This is a genomic window from Hymenobacter cyanobacteriorum (assembly GCF_022631375.1).
Lineage (GTDB): Bacteria > Bacteroidota > Bacteroidia > Cytophagales > Hymenobacteraceae > Hymenobacter > Hymenobacter cyanobacteriorum.
Map to the genome: position 1 here is coordinate 774,659 of NZ_JALBGC010000002.1, position 16,989 is coordinate 791,647.

Below are 16,989 nucleotides of genomic sequence, written 5' to 3' on the forward strand. Positions count from 1 at the left end.
GCGAAGCATCTCGCTTGTGGTAGTAATCATTTACTATTGCACGCGAGATGCTTCGCTGCGCTCTGCATGACGTTCTGATTACACCACCACGTTCACCATGCGGCCGGGCACTACAATCACCTTCTTGGCCGACTTGCCTTCGCCGTGCTTGGCCAGGAAATCGGAGGCCAGGACGGCGGTTTCAATCTCGGCGGCGGTGGCGGCGGCGGCGAACTGCATCTGCTCGCGCACTTTGCCGTTGATGGCCAGCGGGTAGGTTACGGTGTCTTCCACCAGGAATTCTTCGCGGAACTCGGGGTAGCCGGCCGTAGAGATGCTGCCAGGCTCGTGGCCCAGCTCCTGCCACAGCTCCTCGGCCAGGTGCGGGGCGTAGGGCGACACCAGCAGCACCAGCGGCTCCAGGATAGCGCGCTTGTGGCACTTGAGGGCCGTGAGCTCGTTCACGGTAATCATGAACAGGCTGACCGACGTGTTGAAGCTGAACTTCTCAATGTCTTCCTGCGCCTTCTGAATGGCCTTGTGCAGCACCTTGAGCTCGGCCGGGGTGGCGGGCTCGTCGGTGACGGCCAGGGCTCCGTCTTCGGGGTGGAAGAGGCGCCAGAGCTTCTTGAGGAAGCCGCTCACGCCGCTGATGCCGTTGGTGTTCCAGGGCTTGTACTGCTCCAGCGGGCCGAGGAACATTTCGTAGAGGCGCAGCGCGTCCGCGCCGTACTTGCCAATCAAGTCGTTCGGATTAACGACGTTGAATTTGGCTTTCGACATTTTTTCGACTTCCCAACCGCTCACGTAGGTGCCGTTTTCCTCTGGAATAAATTCAGCAAAACGATAATCAGGCCGCCATTTCTGGAATGCTTGCATGTCGAGTAGGTCATTCTCCACAATGCTTACATCAACATGCAGAGGCGTTATGCTTAAATCTTCCGCCGTTGTGGCATGAAAAACAGCATCTGGATATTTGTTAAGTAGGCTACTAATCCGATTGTTGTACCACGAAAGAATTGCTTCGATGGCAGCAGATTTTTTTGCAGCGTCCTCCGAAAGAAAGGAATCAGCCAGACTCTTAGTAACAAAAAGTGTCGGGATTGCCTCAGGATTAATTTCAACGCTCCGGCCAGGTTTTGGAGTGTAGGTAAACGAAAGATTTGCACGATACACGAAGTTCGACCGGCCCAGAATCATCCCCTGGTTAATCAGTTTCTGGAAGGGCTCGTTGCTACTGACGAGGCCCAGGTCCTTCAGGAACAGGTACCAGAAGCGGGCGTAGAGCAGGTGGCCGGTGGCGTGCTCGGCCCCGCCCATGTAGAGGTCCACGCTGCCCCAGTAGTGCTCGGCTTCCTCCGAAACGAAGCGGGCTTCGTTGGTGGGGTCCATGTAGCGGAGGTAGTACCACGACGAGCCCGCCCAGCCGGGCATGGTGCTCAGCTCGTAGGGGTATTTGCCTTTGTAGAGCCAGTCCTGGGCGCGGCCGAGGGGCGGCTCGCCGGTTTCGGTAGGCTTGTATTCGTCGATTTCGGGCAGCACGAGGGGCAGGTCGGCCTCAGCGATGCCGTAGGCGGTGCCGTCCTTGTAGTAAATCGGAATGGGCTCGCCCCAGTAGCGCTGGCGGCCGAAAATGGCGTCGCGCTGGCGGAAATTCACCTTCCCTTTGCCCAGTCCTTTCTCTTCGAGGAAGGCGATGAGCTTCTGCGTGGCCTCCTTGTAGGTGAGGCCGTTGATGATGCCGGAGTTGATGTAGCGGCCTTCCTTGGTGGGGTCGGCTTGCTGGTCGAGGCCCTGCTGGGCATCGGAAATGGCGGGGATGGGCAGGTTGAAGTGCTTGGCGAAGAGGTAGTCGCGCTGGTCGCCGCTGGGCACGGCCATCACGGCGCCGGTGCCGTAGCCGGCCAGCACGTAGTCGGCCAGCCAGATGGGCACGGGCGCGCCGTTCACCGGATTCTGGGCATACGCGCCGGTGAACACGCCCGACACGGCCTTCACGTCGGTCATGCGGTCGCGCTCGGAGCGGCGCTTGGTGGCGGCGATGTACTCGTCCACGGCGGCACGCTGGCCGGGCGTAGTGAGTTCGTCCACCAGCTCGTGCTCGGGGGCCAACACCAGGAAGGTGGCCCCGTAAATGGTGTCGACGCGGGTGGTGTAGACTTTGATTTGGGCGGTTTCGGAGCCCTGCACCGGGAAGGTGACTTCGGCCCCGATGCTCTTGCCAATCCAGTTGCGCTGCATCTCCTTCACGGCGTCGGGCCAGTCGAGCTGGTCGAGGCCTTGCAGGAGGCGGTCGGCGTAGGCGGTGATGCGCAGGTTCCACTGGGGCATGAGGCGGCGCTCGACGGGGAAGCCGCCGCGCTCCGAGAGGCCGTCCTTCACTTCATCGTTCGATAGCACAGTGCCCAGGCCGGGGCACCAGTTCACGTAGGTGTCCTGCTGGTAGGCGAGGCGGTAGGGGAGCACGGCGGCCAGCTTCTGCTTTTCGCTGAACAAGGCCCACTGGCCGGCCGAGAAGCTGAGGCGGTCGCCGTCGTCGCCAGCGGCGCGGATGCCCTCGCTGCCGGTGGCGGCAAAGCGGGCGGTGAGCTCGGTGAGGGGCTCGGCCTTGTTGGTGTCGAGGTTGTACCAGGAGTTGAACAGCTTGAGGAAAATCCACTGCGTCCACTTGTAATAAGAAGCGTCCGACGTGCGCACTTCGCGGCTCCAGTCGTAGCTGAAACCGAGGCTGCTGAGCTGCTGCACGTAGGTTTCGATGTTCTTCTCGGTAGTGAGCGCGGGGTGCTGGCCAGTCTGGATGGCGTACTGCTCGGCGGGTAGGCCGAAGGAGTCGAAACCCATGGGATGCAGCACGTTGAAGCCGCGCAGGCGCTTGTAGCGCGTCACGATATCGGAGGCAATATATCCCAGCGGGTGCCCTACGTGCAGGCCCGCCCCGGAGGGGTAGGGGAACATGTCGAGGACGTAGTACTTGGGCTTGTCGGAGTGGTTCTCGGTGCGGAAAGTGCGGTGCGCTTTCCAGTGGGCCTGCCACTTCTTTTCAATTTCTTCGGGACGGTATGCGGGCATCTTGCGCGGAGTTTATTCCGGGCAAAGGTAGGACGTAGGAGAAAGTAGGGCGAAATTTGTTGACGTTAGTGCCGGTCTGGTTTCGTAAGCCGTCATGCTGAGCGCAGCCGAAGCATCTCTACCGCTTCGTTGAACCCGTGAGTTAGTATCGCGGTAGAGATGCTTCGACTGCGCTCAGCATGACGTTCATTTAGTAGCTGCCCGCCCCCATTTGCCCCCGAATAGCCACCCATGGCCCGCATCCCCAAAGAACTAGTTGACCACATCATCCAGACCGCCGACATCGTGGAAGTCGTCGGCGACTTCGTGCAGCTCAAGCGCAAGGGCCAGAATCTGTGGGCCCCGTGCCCGTTCCACAACGAGAAGTCGCCGTCGTTCTCGGTAAACCCGGCCAAGAGCCTGTACAAGTGCTTCGGCTGCGGCAAGGCCGGCGGTGTGGTGCAGTTTGTGATGGACGTGGAGGGCACCAGCTACGTGGAGGCCCTGAAATACCTGGCCAAAAAGTACGCCATTGAGATTCAGGAGGAGGAAAAGACGCCCCAGCAGCAGTTGGAGCAGAACGAGCGGGACTCGCAGTTCATCGTTTCCGACTTCGCCAAAAACCACTTCCACCGCCTGCTTTTGAACTCCGAAGAGGGCATGAGCATCGGCTACGGCTACCTCAAGGAGCGCGGCCTCAACCTGAGCACCATCCAGACTTTTGAGCTCGGCTACTCACTCGATAGCTGGGACGACCTCATGAAAGCCGCCGAAACGGCCGGCTTCGACAAGAAATACCTGGAAAAAACCGGCCTCACGGTCATTCGCACCGACGACCAGGGCAAGGACACCGGCCGGCGCTACGACCGGTTCCGGGGCCGCGTGATGTTCCCGATTCACAACATCAGCGGCCGGGTGGTGGGCTTCGGGGCGCGCACCCTGAAGCGTGACGACAAGATGGCGAAATATCTGAACTCGCCCGAGTCGGAGATTTACCACAAGTCGGACGTGCTCTACGGGCTGTTTCAGGCCCGGCAGGCGATACGGACGCAGGAGGTTTGCTATCTGGTGGAAGGCTACCTGGATGTGCTTTCGCTATACCAGGGTGGCATCAAGAACGTGGTGGCTTCGTCGGGCACCTCACTCACGGAAGGGCAAATCCGGCTCATCAAGCGGTATTCGGATAACGTGACGGTGCTCTACGACGGCGACGCGGCTGGTATCAAGGCCTCGCTGCGCGGGACGGATTTGCTGCTCGAAGGCGGCCTAAACGTGCGCGTGGTGCTCTTCCCCGACGGCGACGACCCCGACAGCTACATCCGCAAAGTGGGCGACCAGCGCTTCACCGAATACATCGAAACCAAGAGCCAGGACTTCATCACCTTCAAAACCACGCTCGTGGCCCGCGAGGCCAGCAACGACCCCGTGAAGAAGGCCGAGGCAATTCGCGACGTGCTCCACAGCATCGCCAAAGTGCCCGACGCCATCAAGCGCCAGGTGTTTTTGCAGCAGACCTCGGCCACCTTCGGCATCGATGAGCAGGTACTCATCACCGAGTATAACAAGCTCGTTAAGTCGCCCAGCCAGCAGAGCAAGCCCAGCGGCGGCAGCGGCCAAGGCGACAACCGAGGCAACTACGGCAACGGCGCGGGCAGCGCCAACACCGGCTACCCGCCCAGCTCCAACCCGCGCTCGGCCCCGGCCCAGCGCCCGATGAGCGACGAGGAAGAGGCCGAAATGCTCATGTACGGCGGGGCCGAAGCGGCCGAGTCGTTGGGCACGGCCTTCCAATCCACGAAAGCCAAGCCGGAAGAGGCCGAGGAAACGCCCGACATGCTCCAGGTGTGTGAACGCGAGGTGCTGCGCCTGCTGGTGCTGTACGCCGGCCGCGAAATCGAGCCCGAAATCAGCGTGGCCGGCTACCTGATGAGCCAGCTTGGCGAATACCCGCTTCAAAAGCCGCTCTACGCCGAGATGTGGGAAATCTGCCGGCAGGAACTCCTGGCCGGCCGCTTTCCCGATGCCCGCCTGCTGGCCCAGAACGAGCGCGAAGACATCCGCCAGCTCATCACCGACCTGGCCACCGAGCGCTACGAAATCAGCCCCAACTGGCGCACCAAGGAAATCTACGTTTTCAACGAAGTCGACCTGCCCCAGTTGGCCTGCGACAACGCCGTGCTCCGCCTCAACAAAGTCCACGTGCAGCGCGAGCTCGACCAGTGCCTCGAAAAGCTGCGCCACCCGCTCGACGATGCCGAAATGTTCGAAATTCTCGGCGACATCAAGCGCCTCAAGGAGCTCGACAACGAGCTGGCGGCGCTGCTGGGCACGGTGGTGGCGCGGGGTGCGTAACAGGTTTCGTTAGCAAAAAAAAGCACGTCATGCTGAGCGTAGTCGACCCATCTCGCTTGTAGTAGTAATCAGATTGCCAGAACAATCGGATTAGTGGTGGCATGCGAGATGCTTCGACTGCGCTCAGCATGACGTTCTTGCGAATCCATTTTACTTAAAATGCTCCAGCGCTTCAACATCAACCGCCTGATTCTGGCCTTCGTCCTCACCGGGCTGAGCCTGATTTTTGGCATGGCCGGCTTTACCTACATCGAGCACTACGGGCCGGTCGATGCGTTTTACATGACGGTAACCACCGTCGCCACGGTGGGCTTTGGCGAAATCCACACCTTCTCGGAAGCCGGGCGGCTGTTCGTCTCCTTCTACATCCTCTACAACCTGGTGGTGGTGGCCTACCTCGTGTCGGTTTTCTCTTCCTTTATCTTTGACGGCGAGCTGCGCAAAATCTATCGAATGATTCGAACCGACCAGGAAATAAAGCGCTTCAGCGGCCACGTCATCGTGTGCGGCTTTGGGCGCAACGGCCGCCGCGCCTACCAGGAGCTGCGCGCCAGCGGGGCTCGCGTGGTGGTGATTGAGGCCAACCAGGAGCTGATGAAAAACATCACCGAAGGCCACACCGGCGAGGATTACGACGGCGACGGCGTGCCCGGCGGCAACATCTACACCGTGTTTGGCGATGCCACCACCGACCTCGTGCTGAAGCAGGCCGGCGTGGAGCGGGCCTCGGCCCTCATCACCTCGCTGCCCAAGGATGCCGACAACGTGTTTGTGGCCCTCTCGGCCCGGGCCCTCAATCCGCGCCTGAAAATCATCGCCCGCGCCTCGCTAAAAACCTCGGAAAGCAAGCTGCTATCGGCTGGCGCTGATTCGGTGGTGATGCCCGACGAAATCGGCGGCTCGCACATGGCCAAGCTGGTGGTGCGCCCCGAAGTCATCCGTTTCCTCGACCTCATTTCCGGCCTCAGTGCCGACAAGCTGCGCCTGGAGGAAATGACCTTCGCCCAGCTGCGCAAGGACCTGCACGGCCGCAGCATCCGCGAGCTCGATGTGCGCTCCATCACCGGAGCTACCATTATCGGTCTGCGCAAAGCCGACGGCTCGCTGCTCGTCAGCCCCGGCGTGGACTACGTGCTGGCCCCCGGCGACGTGCTGCTGGTACTCGGCAGCGAAGAGCAGATTGAAACCTTCGAAGTCCGCTTCCGGCAACTGTAGGGCAATTATGAATTATGAATTAGAAATTATGAATTGGCCCGTGAGTCATTCGCCTAATAATTCAAAACTCATAATTCATAATTCATAATTCAACAAAATGCACCTTCTGCAACTTTGTCCGCGCGTGCCGTTTCCGCTCACTACTGGCGGGGCCATTGCCATGTACGACGTGGCGGCGGGCCTCGTGCAGGCCGGGCACCGCGTCACGATGCTGGCCATCAACACGCCCAAGCATCACCAGGCGGCCGACGCGCTCGACCACTTAGGGCCGAATTTTCGGTTGGTGACGGTAGACGTGAATACGGACTTGTCGCCGGTGAAGGCCCTGAAAAACCTGCTGCTGAGCCGCCAGCCCTACATCGTGGAGCGGTTCATCAGCCCGGCGGTGGGGGAGAAGCTGGTGGAAATCCTGCAACATGAAACCGTTGATGTGGTGCAGTTTGAAGGCACTTTTGCGGCCTGGTACGCCGAGTTTCTGGGACGGCGCGAAAGTGCCGGCTTGCGCGTGCCGCCGCTGGTGCTGCGCGCGCACAACCTCGAGCACACCATCTGGCACATGCTGGCCGGGCGCGAGAAAAACCCCCTCAAGCGCCGCTACCTGCGCGACATGGCTGCCCGGCTGGAACGCTTCGAGCGCCGCCACCTGCCGCAGTTCGATGCCGTGGCCGCCATCACTGACGACGACGCGCAACGGCTACGGGCATTGGGCTGCCCCGAGCCGGTGGTATTCATCCCAGCCGGGGCCGATTTGAGCCGCTTTCAGCCTGACCCGGCCATCCAGGCCAAGCCGCGCACGCTGTTTATGATTGGCTCGCTGAACTGGCTGCCCAACCTGGAAGGCCTGCACTGGCTGCTGCGCGAGGTGTGGCCCACCATCCACACCGAAATGCCCGACGTGGAACTGCACATTGCCGGCAGTGGCACCCCCGACGAGCTGCTGCAGCCGCGTACCGATGGCGTAGTGGTGCACGGCTTCGTGGAGTCAGCCTCGGCCTTTATGCAGCAATACGAGCTGATGCTGGTGCCGCTGCTGAGCGGCGGCGGCATGCGCATCAAAATCATCGAGGGCATGGCGCTGGGCAAGGCCATTCTCAGCACCACGCTGGGCGCGGAGGGCATTGCCGTACGCGACGGCCACGACATCGTGCTGCGCGACTCGGCCGCCGCCTGGGTGGACGCCCTGCGCGCCTGGTACCGGGGCGAAGTGCCAGTGGCGGCCATTGGCGCGGCCGCTGCCCGCACGGCCGCCGAGTGCTACGACCGCCGCCGCGTGACGGAGCAGTTTGTGAACCTCTACGAACGGCTGCGGCCGGTGCTGGCCTGATGGGCGCGGCCGTGCTCGTGCTGGTGTTCTGGACCTGCCTGCTATTGGTGGCGCACACCTACGTGCTGTTCCCGGTGCTGCTGGGGTGGCTGGCCCGGGGCCGCCGCCAGAACGCCGACGTGTACGGCCCGGCCGCCGCCGACTTGCCGGCCGTGGATATTCTATTGGCCGCGCACAACGAGGAGGCCGTGATTGAGCAGAAAGTGCGCAGCACTTTCGCCACCACCTACCCGCTCGACCGCCTGCGCCTGCTGGTGGGCTCGGATAATTCCTCGGACCAGACCAACGTGCTGCTGGCCCAGTTGGCGGCCGAGTTCCCGCAGCTGCGATTCGAAGCGTACGGGCAGCGCACGGGCAAGCCCACCGTCATCGAAAATCTGGCCCGGCAGGCCCCGGCCCCCGTGTTGGTGCTCACGGATGCCAACGTATTCTTTGCTCCCGACACGATTTACGAGTTGGTGAAGCATTTCCGCAACCCGAGAATCGGGCTGGTGGGCGGGCACATTCTCAACCCCGAGCACCGGGCTGAGGGCATTTCGGGCCAGGAAAAGGCTTATCTGGAGCGCGAAAACCTGATGAAATACCAGGAGGGGGTACTGTGGGGGGCAATGACGGGCGCATTCGGCGGCTGCTTCGCGGTGCGGCGCGCCTGCTACCACCCCGCGCCGGCCAGCTTTCTGGTCGATGACTTCTACATCACGCTGGCGGTGCTGCGCGACGGCTTCCAGGCCATCAACGAGTTGGACGCGGTGTGCTACGAGGACGTTTCGGACCACCTGCCCGAGGAATTCCGGCGCAAGGCGCGCATTTCAGCCGGCAACTTCCAGAACCTGGCCGAGTTTCGGGCGCTGCTGAGCCCGGCCTGGGGCGGGGTGGCGTTTGCGTGGTGGTCGCACAAGGTGCTGCGCTGGCTTACGCCGCACCTGCTGCTGGTGCTGCTGCTGGCCACGCTGGGGCTGGTGGCGCTGGGGGCGGGCTGGTTTTTCCAGCTGGCGCTGGCGGGGCAATTGGGCCTGCCGGCGCTGCTGCTGCTCGATGCGGCGCTGGGGCGGCGCGGTTTCCACGGGCGGCTTCTGCGCTTCATTACGCACTTTTACAGCATGAACGCGGCGCTGCTGCTGGGCTGGTGGCGCTATTTGCGCGGCATCAAAACAACGGTGTGGCAGCCTACGCAGCGCAACCAGCGAGCCGGGTAGCGCGGACTTTTCGTCCGCGAGTTCAATGCTTCCACTCGCGGATGAAAAGTCCGCGCTACGGCGGGCGCGGGCGGCGGGGCTAACTTTGCACCGGCCGCGCTTGTTATGGCCCGAAATTCCCGCTTCCCCATGCTTGATACCATTGAGTCGGCCATTGCTGACATTCGCGCCGGCAAAGTCGTTATCGTCGTTGACGACGAAGACCGCGAAAACGAGGGCGACTTTATTTGTGCCGCCACCTGCGCTACCCCCGAAATCATCAATTTCATGGCCACCCACGGGCGGGGGCTGGTGTGCGCCTCGCTGCCAGAAGCCCGTTGCGAAGAGCTGGGCCTTGATTTGATGGTGGGCCACAACACGGCCCTGCACGCCACGCCGTTCACGGTGTCGGTGGATTTGCTGAAGAACGGCGTGACCACCGGCATCTCAGCCTCTGACCGCAGCAAGACCATTCTGGCCCTTATCGACCCCACCACCAAGCCCGAGGAATTGGGCAAGCCGGGCCACATTTTCCCCCTCAAGGCCCGCAAGGAAGGCGTGCTGCGCCGCGCCGGCCATACCGAGGCGGCCGTGGATTTGGCCCGCCTGGCGGGGTTCGAGCCGGCCGGAGTGCTGGTCGAAATCCTGAAGGAAGACGGCGAGATGGCCCGCCTGCCCGACCTCGAAATCGTGGCGAAAAAATGGGACTTGAAACTGGTATCGGTGCAGGACCTCATCAAGTACCGGCTGGCCAACGAAAGCCTCATCAAGCGCGAAATTGCGGTAAAGATGCCCACGGCCTGGGGCGATTTCGAGCTGTATGCCTTCACCCAGAACTCGAACGGGGCCAACCACCTCGCGCTGGTGAAGGGCGATATCAGCGGGCCTGAACCGGTGCTGGTGCGCGTGCACAGCTCGTGCGTGACGGGCGACATCTTCGGCTCGTGCCGCTGCGACTGCGGCCCGCAGCTGCACCAGGCCATGCGCCAGATTGAGCGCGAAGGCCGCGGCGTGGTGGTGTACATGAACCAGGAGGGCCGCGGCATCGGCCTGCTCAACAAGCTCAAAGCCTATCAGCTGCAGGAGCAGGGCCGCGACACAGTGCAGGCTAACGAGGACCTCGGCTTCCGGGGCGACGAGCGCGACTACGGCGTGGGCGCGAGCATTCTGCGCGACCTCGGCGTGAAGCAGATGCGCCTGCTCACCAACAACCCCAAGAAGCGCACCGGTCTCATCGGCTACGGGCTGGAGATTGTGGAAACGCTGCCCATCGAAATCCACGCCAACCCGCACAACGAGGCGTATCTGACTACTAAGCGCGACAAGATGGGCCACGAGATTATGCGGCCCGTGTCGGAAGACGCGCCGGCGGCGTAATCCGGTTCAACTCAGAATTAAGCCCCTCCGGCCGCGCATTGCGGGGCCGGAGGGGCTTTCTGCTTGGTAGAAATGTGGAGGTATTGCGGACGGTGGTGCAAAGTTGTATATTCGTTAGCAGCCCAGTGAATTAGCTTGCCGCCCGGGCCTGCAGCGCCATGAAAAAACTGCTGCTCTTAACCACTTGCTGGCTGCTGACGATGGCCGGGTATGCTCAGGCCCCGACCAACGGCGGTTCCTTCCGGCTCACGTTTCGGCTGGGGCGGGTGGTGCTGCTGAGCGGCGACACGCTGGATGGGCCCGTGGCGCTGCAGTTTGGGCCCGATTTGCTGTTTTTGGCCCAGGCTGATGGTTCGGTGCGGACCTTTGCGCCGGCGGCCGTGGTGGCCTGCGCCGTGCAGCAGGAAATGACTGGGCCCGCGGGCAGCGCCGCTGCCGACCCCAACCTGGTGCGCCTGTTTCGGGCCCTGCCGTGGTACCCCGACCGCACCCGGAAGCAGCCGGAATTCGCATTTTTTGAGCAGTTGGGCGGCGGGCCGGTGCTGCTGCTGCGCCGGCAGCGACTGGCGCAGCGCACGGTGGCCTACACGCCCGTGCCGGTGACGGTAGGGGCGGGCATGTTCGGCATTCCGGTGGGCGGCAACAGCCGGGGCCTGCCGCCGCCCGCCGCACCCCGCTACCTGAGTTTGCCCGAGCTGCGCGAAGACTTTTTCCTGATTCGCCGCGCCGACGACCTCGCGCCGCTGCGGCCCGGGCTGAAAGACCTGCTCGGCGCGTTTCCGGCCCAGGCCCCGCAGCTGCAGGCCTACGCCCAGGCGCACCGCCTCAGCGCCGGCAGCGCCCGCGAGCTGACGGAGTTGGTGAGCTATGCCAACGCGCTGGCGGCTAGTGCCGCGCCGTGAAAGCAATGACCGAAGCCCAGCACAATGGCCGATACCTTCCAGCAGGGCCTGCCCGATACGCAGACGCTGCTCGATGCCCGCCAGAACGCCAACACCACCTACGAGGAAGTGCACGAAGCCTAGATGAACCAGATTTATGAGCTCGACAAGGCTATGGGCATGCTTGAAGCCGTAAACCAGGAGCTGTTCAAAGGCTACAAAGCGGCCCGCGCGCTGCTGGATGCGTGCGGGGGCAAGGCGAAGAAGGGGCCGCAGCCGGGGTGGGGTAGTACACGCGGTATTGTGAAGAAAAGCCCTCGGTTGATGCACGCCAGCCGGGAGCTTTTTTTGGTGGGGTCGGGCTCCCGTTTCGAGTTTGTGAAACTCATTTCCTCGGCGCGTTTCGTAAACATTGAATCGTAGACAAATTTCTTAAACGCGTCCAGCCCGGCAGCGGCCAAGCGTTTACCAAAAGCAGTCTTTAAATGATACTCGTTAAAATGCGACATCACTTACTGTACTTGTCACCATTAATGTGTCACCTGAATGCCTTCTTGACCCTCTTGGTAGTGGTTCTCTCCCTTGGGACTGCTCGTGCCCAGGCCACCAAGACCCTTACCGGTCGGCTACTAGACGACCGATTGGAAACAGTTCCGATGGCGAACATTTACGCTCCGGATACGACCGTAATCGGGAAGACGGACATGGAGGGTTATTTTAAGCTTGACATCCCCCGTAATCCTAACACGGTCCTATTCGGAGCGGTCGGTATGGAACTGACCACCGTCAAACTCAGCGAAGAATGTTCATACCTGGAAGTGATTCTCCTATTGTCTTCCAGTTATGATTTCATGTCGGTGAGGCGCGTAAATAGAAAAGAATCCAAGCGGTTTAAGCACTTGCCCCAACTACATCAGGAAGCATATGAAAAAGGGCTTTTCAAATCCCGTACACCTTGTGCTTTCCCCATTTTCACCAAGTGGGTCCCCCGGTCACCGTGACGGTGGTTCAAGTACACTATACAGCGTTCAAACTTTAATTAACTCCTGGGTCGAAGCCCCCGCCAGCTGCTGCCGCAGCAGCGTGAGCACCGATTGGGCGGCGTACTCCGTGTTCAGGGCGCGGCCGCGGTCGAGCACATACTCGCGGGTGATGGTCTGGGTGGCGTCGGCGTAGGCCAGGCAGATGGTGCCGACTTTCTTGGTGGCCGTGGCCCCGGTGGGACCGGCAATGCCGCTGATGGCCACGGCCACGTCGACGCCCAGGCGGCGGCGGGCCCCCTCGGCCATCTCGCGCACGGTGCCCTCGCTCACGGCCCCGAACTCGGCCAGGGTTTCGGCGCGCACGCCCAACTCCTGCTGCTTGATGTCGTTGTGGTAGGCCACGATGCCGCCCCGAAAGTAGGCCGAGCTGCCCGACACGCTGGTGAGGCGCTGCGCCACCAGGCCGCCGGTGCAGCTTTCGGCCGTGCCGATGGTGAGGCCCCGGGCGAGCAGCAACTGGCCGATGGCGGCTTCGATGGTGGTTTCTTCCTCGGCAAAAATGAACTCGCCGATGCGCTCTCGCAGGGCTGGCAGCAGGGCCAGCATGCGGCCGCGCAGGTCGGGGAGGCCGTCGGCGGTGCCGGTGAGGCGCAGGCGCACGGCCCCGAAGCTGGGCAGGTAGGCCAGCTTCACGTTGGCGGGCAGCGCGTCTTCCCAGTCCTCAATCTTCTTGGCCAGGAAGCTTTCGCCCAGGCCGGCGGTCATCACCACCACGTGCTCGATGGGGGCGATGTGGAAGCGGGCCTGCAGGCGCGGCAGCACGTGGTCGGTCATCAGGCGCTTCATTTCGAAGGGCACGCCGGGCATGCTCACAAACACGGTGCCCTGGTCGTCGAACCACATGCCGGGCGCCGTGCCCACGGCGTTGTGCAGCACCTCGCAGTTGGCTGGCACCAGCGCCTGCTGGCGGTTCACGTCGAGCATGGGCCGCTGGAAGCGCTGGAAAATTTCCTCGACGTGGCGCAGCGTGGGCTCGTGCATCACCAGCTCGGAGCCGAAGTAGCGGGCCAGCACGTGCTTGGTGAGGTCGTCTTTGGTGGGGCCGAGGCCGCCGGTAATGAGCACCACCTGCGCCCGCTGCCGGGCTTGGTCGAGGGCGGCCACAATCTCATCGGCGCGGTCCGATACCGACGAAATCTGGCGCACGCGCAGGCCAATTTTGCCCAGCTCCTGGCCCATAAAGGCCGAATTGGTATCAATCACCTGCCCGTAGAGCAGCTCGTCGCCGATGGTCATAATCTCGACATCGGGCGGGGCGGCGGGCGAAAAAGTGGGGGCGGAATGGTCGGCAGGCGAGGGAGTGGTGGACATGAGCGAAGCGAGAAAATAGGTTTGGCCGCAAAATTGTCTTCAATTTGCACACGCGGCGGCCCAAGGACAGCCACAGGGGCCTTCCGGTTTTCCCGTCGCATCGTTTATTTCATGTTCACCCGACTCGCCAGCGCCTTGCTGCTCACCGGCCTGCTGGCCACCGCCGCACCCGCTGCCCACGCTCAAACCACCGCCGCCAAAAAAGCTGCCGCCGCGAAAGCCGCCGCGGCCAAAACCGCCGCCGCGAAAGCTGCTGCTGCCAAAGCCGCCGCTGCTAAAACCGCCGCTGCCAAAGCGGCCGCCGACAAAGCCGCCGCGGATAAAGCCGCCGCCGCTGCCAAAGCCGCCCTGCCGCCCCTCACGCAGGACCAGGCCAGCGCCGGCGTGAAAGAAGCCCTGAACAAGGGCATCGTGAAAGCCGTGCAGTTCGCCTCGGAGCCCGACGGCTTCAACCTGAACGATGACATTCACATCCCCACGCCGCCCGACCTCGACCTGATGAAAAGCACCATCGGCCGCATCCCCGGTATGACGAACCTGTTTGCCCAGCTCGAAACCCAGCTCAACCGCGCCGCCGAAGCTGCCGCCCCCAAAGCCAAGGATATTTTCCTGAACGCGCTGTCCAACATGAGCTTCAGCGATGCCATTTCGCTGGTCACAAGCAGCGAAACCGACGCCGCTACGCAGTTCCTGCGCAAGTCGACCCAGGCGCAACTGATTACGGCCTTCCACCCCGACATTGAGGCCGCCATCGACCAGGTAGGGGCTGGCCGGGCCTACGCCACCCTAACCAACACCTACAACAAAATCCCCCTGCAGCAGCCCGTTACCCTCAGCTTGGCCGACTACACCACGCAAAAGGCGGTTGATGGCCTGTTCATCCTGCTGGCCAACGAGGAAGCCAAAATCCGCAAGAACCCCGCCGCTCGCACCAGCGACCTGCTAAAGTCAGTGTTCGGCCGGAAGTAGGATGCGTATTAAGTAATTAGAAAAAAGCCCCGGCTGGAATTTCCAGCTGGGGCTTTTTGATTTGCTTGTTCTTCCGACGAAGGGGCAATCTGGGTAAAACCGTTTAAACAGGTTTCTTTAGATTCCTCCTTCATCAGAATGACCGTCAGTTAGTAGTCGTCGCTGTCGTAGCCGCTGCTGCGGCGGCCACCGCGGCCGCTGCTGTAGCCTTCGTCCTCGTCCTCATCATCGTCGGCAAACTCGTCCTCGTCGTCGTCGAGGCTGGTGAAGCCGCCGCGGTCGGAATTTTCGGCGCGCTCGGCTTCCACGAATTCTTCCTCGCTCATGTTGGCCAGGTCGAGGGCTTCGTCGTGCGAGGAGCCGGTGTCGGTCCACATCAGGTAGTCGGCGTATTTGGCCGAGAGGCGGTCTTCGGTGTTGCCGAGGGCCGCGGCGCCGCCTTTTTTGGCGTAGGAATCGAGGGTATCGTCGTCGTCGAGCAGGTCGTCGTCCAGGTCGTCGTCATCAATCATGGCCGGGGCGGGGGAAAAAGTTGGTGGAAGAAAATAAGTGCCTGTGTCGGCCGCGAAGATACGGACAGCATGGATTTAGTGTTGTGCCAGCGCGCTGGTTTTTGCGGAAAAAATGCCGTTACCGCTATGGCAGTGGCTCTTTTGCCAGGTGCAGGCTCGCAGCTAGCCCGCCCGCTCCGCCTGAAAATCCGTCACCACCAGCTGCTCATCGCAAAACGCATACTCGGCGGGCACGTTGGAGCTGAGCAGCAGCGTGCGGCCGGCGCGAGTGGCCTGCACGTGCTCCTGGTACCAGGCCACGCCGGTGGCATCGAGGTTGGTGGTGGGCTCATCCAGCAGCAGCAGCGGGGCGTCGGCATACAGCGCCAAGCCTAACTTAAGCCGCTGCTTCATGCCCGACGAAAACTCCCGAATCAGTCGGTGCCGGGCGCTGCCGAGGTACATGATGTCCACGAGCTTTTCCGTGGAAATACCAGCCCGTAGCGGCTTAAACTGCGTGTGGAAGCGCAGCAGCTCCAGCAGCGTCAGTTCCTCCAGCAGCTCCAGGTACGGGGCGGCGTAAGCCAGGTGGCGCGGCACATCCTCCACGGCCAGGGCGCGGCCAGCCAGCGCGTAGGTGAGCGTGCCCTCGGTGGGCAGCAACTGGCCCGAAAACGTGTTCAGCAGTGTGCTCTTGCCCGCGCCGTTGGGCCCGAGCACGGCCGTGGCGCTACCCGGCCGGAACGTGCGCGTAAGACCCCGGAAAATCCAGTCGCGCTGGAAGCGCTTGCCCAGACCAGTGGCTTGAATCTGCAAGTAGTTGTTAGTTGTTGGTTGTTGGTTGTCAGTTAGAATTCTTTCCTCAAGCTAATTGAAGAAAGAATCGGCAGGCGCCAACAACTAGCAACTGACAACTAGCAACTGACAACTAAACCCGTTAGTCCAGTTCGGCCTCGCTGGCTTTGTCGCGCTTGGGGCCTTTGATGATGCCGCGCGTGGCAGCCCGAATGAAATCCAGGGCCTGGTCGCGTTCCACCGAAGGCGCAATTTCTGCTTCGATGCGCGCAATGGCGTCCTGCGTGTTCATGCCGCCCAGAAACAGCAGGCGGTAGAGGTTATGCAGGCCCGTTACCTGCTCCTCGCTGTAGCCCCGACGGCGCAGGCCCACCGAGTTTACGCCGGCGTAAGTAAGGGGCTCGCGGGCAGCCTTCACGAAGGGCGGAATGTCCTTGCGCACCAGCGAGCCGCCGCCCAGAAAAGCGTGCGCCCCGATGCTGACAAACTGATGGATGGCCGAGGTGCCGCCCAGAATGGCCCAGTCGCCCACCGTTACGTGGCCGGCAATCTGCACCGAGTTCGAAATCACGCAGTGGTTGCCAATCACGCAATCGTGGGCTATGTGAACGTAGGCCTGCAGCAGGCAGTGGCTGCCCACCACGGTGCGGCCCCGGTCGATGGTGCCGCGGTTCACGGTCACGCATTCGCGCAGCACGGTGTAGTCGCCGATTTCGGCCGTGGTGTGTTCGCCGGCAAACTTCAAATCCTGCGGCACCGCGCCGAGCACCGCGCCCGGAAATACCTGGCAGTGCGCCCCAAGGCGCGTGCCGCTCATAATGGTCACGTTCGGCCCAATCCAGGTGCCCTCGCCGATTTCGACGTCCGCCGCAATGGTCGTGAACGGTTCAACGGTGACGTTCGCCGCGAGGCGGGCTTCGGGATGAATATGGGCGAGGGGAGAAATCATTTTTGGAGCTGTTAGCCAATAGCGGTTAGCCGTTAGCTTTTGGGGGAATCTTCAGCACACAGCTAACAGCTAACCGCTAT

The 16,989-nt window shown here is 62.2% G+C and carries 14 protein-coding genes; 9 read left to right on the forward strand and 5 right to left on the reverse strand.

What is annotated here, in order from left to right; all coding sequences use genetic code 11:
* Window positions 1-78: 78 nt before the first annotated feature.
* Window positions 79-3,048, reverse strand: a complete 2,970-nt coding sequence (locus MON38_RS08460; protein ID WP_241935725.1) for a leucine--tRNA ligase — start codon at window positions 3,046-3,048, stop codon at window positions 79-81.
* Between the two features lie 231 nt (window positions 3,049-3,279).
* Between MON38_RS08460 and dnaG the strand changes: the two genes are divergently transcribed.
* The 8 genes from dnaG (at window position 3,280) to MON38_RS22960 (ending at window position 12,352) form a co-directional block, all read left to right on the forward strand.
* A complete protein-coding gene (gene dnaG / locus MON38_RS08465) occupies window positions 3,280-5,379 on the forward strand; it encodes a DNA primase (RefSeq protein WP_241935726.1) in 2,100 nt (699 codons plus the stop codon).
* 159 nt (window positions 5,380-5,538) lie between these two features.
* Window positions 5,539-6,594 (forward strand): potassium channel family protein, encoded by a 1,056-nt coding sequence (locus MON38_RS08470; RefSeq protein WP_241935727.1) that lies wholly within the window; start codon window positions 5,539-5,541, stop codon window positions 6,592-6,594.
* Window positions 6,595-6,691: 97 nt separating this feature from the next.
* Window positions 6,692-7,918 (forward strand): glycosyltransferase family 4 protein, encoded by a 1,227-nt coding sequence (locus MON38_RS08475; protein WP_241935728.1) that lies wholly within the window; start codon window positions 6,692-6,694, stop codon window positions 7,916-7,918.
* A complete protein-coding gene (locus MON38_RS08480; RefSeq protein WP_241935729.1) occupies window positions 7,918-9,114 on the forward strand; it encodes a glycosyltransferase in 1,197 nt (398 codons plus the stop codon). Before MON38_RS08475 ends, MON38_RS08480 begins: the two co-directional genes overlap by 1 nt.
* Before the next feature lie 129 nt (window positions 9,115-9,243).
* The gene (locus MON38_RS08485; protein ID WP_241935730.1) at window positions 9,244-10,470 is read left to right on the forward strand and encodes a bifunctional 3,4-dihydroxy-2-butanone-4-phosphate synthase/GTP cyclohydrolase II; all 1,227 of its coding nucleotides are present in this window, start codon (window positions 9,244-9,246) and stop codon (window positions 10,468-10,470) included.
* 158 nt (window positions 10,471-10,628) lie between these two features.
* The gene (locus MON38_RS08490; RefSeq protein ID WP_241935731.1) at window positions 10,629-11,372 is read left to right on the forward strand and encodes a hypothetical protein; all 744 of its coding nucleotides are present in this window, start codon (window positions 10,629-10,631) and stop codon (window positions 11,370-11,372) included.
* Between the two features lie 123 nt (window positions 11,373-11,495).
* Window positions 11,496-11,774: a hypothetical protein gene (locus tag MON38_RS08495; RefSeq protein ID WP_241935732.1), complete on the forward strand. Its 279-nt coding sequence runs from the start codon at window positions 11,496-11,498 to the stop codon at window positions 11,772-11,774.
* A 110-nt stretch (window positions 11,775-11,884) separates the two neighbouring features.
* On the forward strand, window positions 11,885-12,352 hold the full coding sequence (locus tag MON38_RS22960; protein WP_422388737.1) for a carboxypeptidase-like regulatory domain-containing protein: 468 nt from the start codon (window positions 11,885-11,887) through the stop codon (window positions 12,350-12,352).
* A 27-nt stretch (window positions 12,353-12,379) separates the two neighbouring features.
* On the opposite strand, the gene MON38_RS08500 is transcribed toward MON38_RS22960, so the two are convergent.
* The gene (locus MON38_RS08500) at window positions 12,380-13,705 is read right to left on the reverse strand and encodes a competence/damage-inducible protein A (RefSeq protein WP_241935733.1); all 1,326 of its coding nucleotides are present in this window, start codon (window positions 13,703-13,705) and stop codon (window positions 12,380-12,382) included.
* Between the two features lie 111 nt (window positions 13,706-13,816).
* On the opposite strand from MON38_RS08500, the gene MON38_RS08505 reads away from it, so the two are divergent.
* Window positions 13,817-14,674 (forward strand): DUF4197 domain-containing protein, encoded by an 858-nt coding sequence (locus MON38_RS08505; RefSeq protein WP_241935734.1) that lies wholly within the window; start codon window positions 13,817-13,819, stop codon window positions 14,672-14,674.
* 149 nt (window positions 14,675-14,823) lie between these two features.
* Here the strand turns inward: MON38_RS08505 and MON38_RS08510 are convergent, their stop codons facing one another.
* The 3 genes from MON38_RS08510 to lpxA form a co-directional block, all read right to left on the reverse strand.
* Window positions 14,824-15,186: a hypothetical protein gene (locus MON38_RS08510; protein ID WP_241935735.1), complete on the reverse strand. Its 363-nt coding sequence runs from the start codon at window positions 15,184-15,186 to the stop codon at window positions 14,824-14,826.
* Window positions 15,187-15,348: 162 nt separating this feature from the next.
* Window positions 15,349-15,981 (reverse strand): ABC transporter ATP-binding protein, encoded by a 633-nt coding sequence (locus MON38_RS08515; RefSeq protein WP_241935736.1) that lies wholly within the window; start codon window positions 15,979-15,981, stop codon window positions 15,349-15,351.
* A gap of 121 nt (window positions 15,982-16,102) precedes the next feature.
* On the reverse strand, window positions 16,103-16,909 hold the full coding sequence (gene lpxA, locus MON38_RS08520; protein ID WP_241935737.1) for an acyl-ACP--UDP-N-acetylglucosamine O-acyltransferase: 807 nt from the start codon (window positions 16,907-16,909) through the stop codon (window positions 16,103-16,105).
* Between the last annotated feature and the right edge of the window lie 80 nt (window positions 16,910-16,989).

Coding starts and splice junctions, on each gene's coding strand:
- MON38_RS08480 (WP_241935729.1), top strand. CDS start 7,918: ATGGGCGCGGCCGTGCTCGTGCTGGTGTTCTGGACCTGCCTGCTATTG.
- MON38_RS08475 (WP_241935728.1), top strand. CDS start 6,692: ATGCACCTTCTGCAACTTTGTCCGCGCGTGCCGTTTCCGCTCACTACT.
- lpxA (WP_241935737.1), bottom strand. CDS start 16,909: ATGATTTCTCCCCTCGCCCATATTCATCCCGAAGCCCGCCTCGCGGCG.
- MON38_RS08460 (WP_241935725.1), bottom strand. CDS start 3,048: ATGCCCGCATACCGTCCCGAAGAAATTGAAAAGAAGTGGCAGGCCCAC.
- MON38_RS08485 (WP_241935730.1), top strand. CDS start 9,244: ATGCTTGATACCATTGAGTCGGCCATTGCTGACATTCGCGCCGGCAAA.
- MON38_RS08490 (WP_241935731.1), top strand. CDS start 10,629: ATGAAAAAACTGCTGCTCTTAACCACTTGCTGGCTGCTGACGATGGCC.
- MON38_RS08505 (WP_241935734.1), top strand. CDS start 13,817: ATGTTCACCCGACTCGCCAGCGCCTTGCTGCTCACCGGCCTGCTGGCC.
- MON38_RS08495 (WP_241935732.1), top strand. CDS start 11,496: ATGAACCAGATTTATGAGCTCGACAAGGCTATGGGCATGCTTGAAGCC.
- MON38_RS08500 (WP_241935733.1), bottom strand. CDS start 13,705: ATGTCCACCACTCCCTCGCCTGCCGACCATTCCGCCCCCACTTTTTCG.
- MON38_RS08470 (WP_241935727.1), top strand. CDS start 5,539: ATGCTCCAGCGCTTCAACATCAACCGCCTGATTCTGGCCTTCGTCCTC.
- dnaG (WP_241935726.1), top strand. CDS start 3,280: ATGGCCCGCATCCCCAAAGAACTAGTTGACCACATCATCCAGACCGCC.
- MON38_RS22960 (WP_422388737.1), top strand. CDS start 11,885: ATGTGTCACCTGAATGCCTTCTTGACCCTCTTGGTAGTGGTTCTCTCC.
- MON38_RS08510 (WP_241935735.1), bottom strand. CDS start 15,186: ATGATTGATGACGACGACCTGGACGACGACCTGCTCGACGACGACGAT.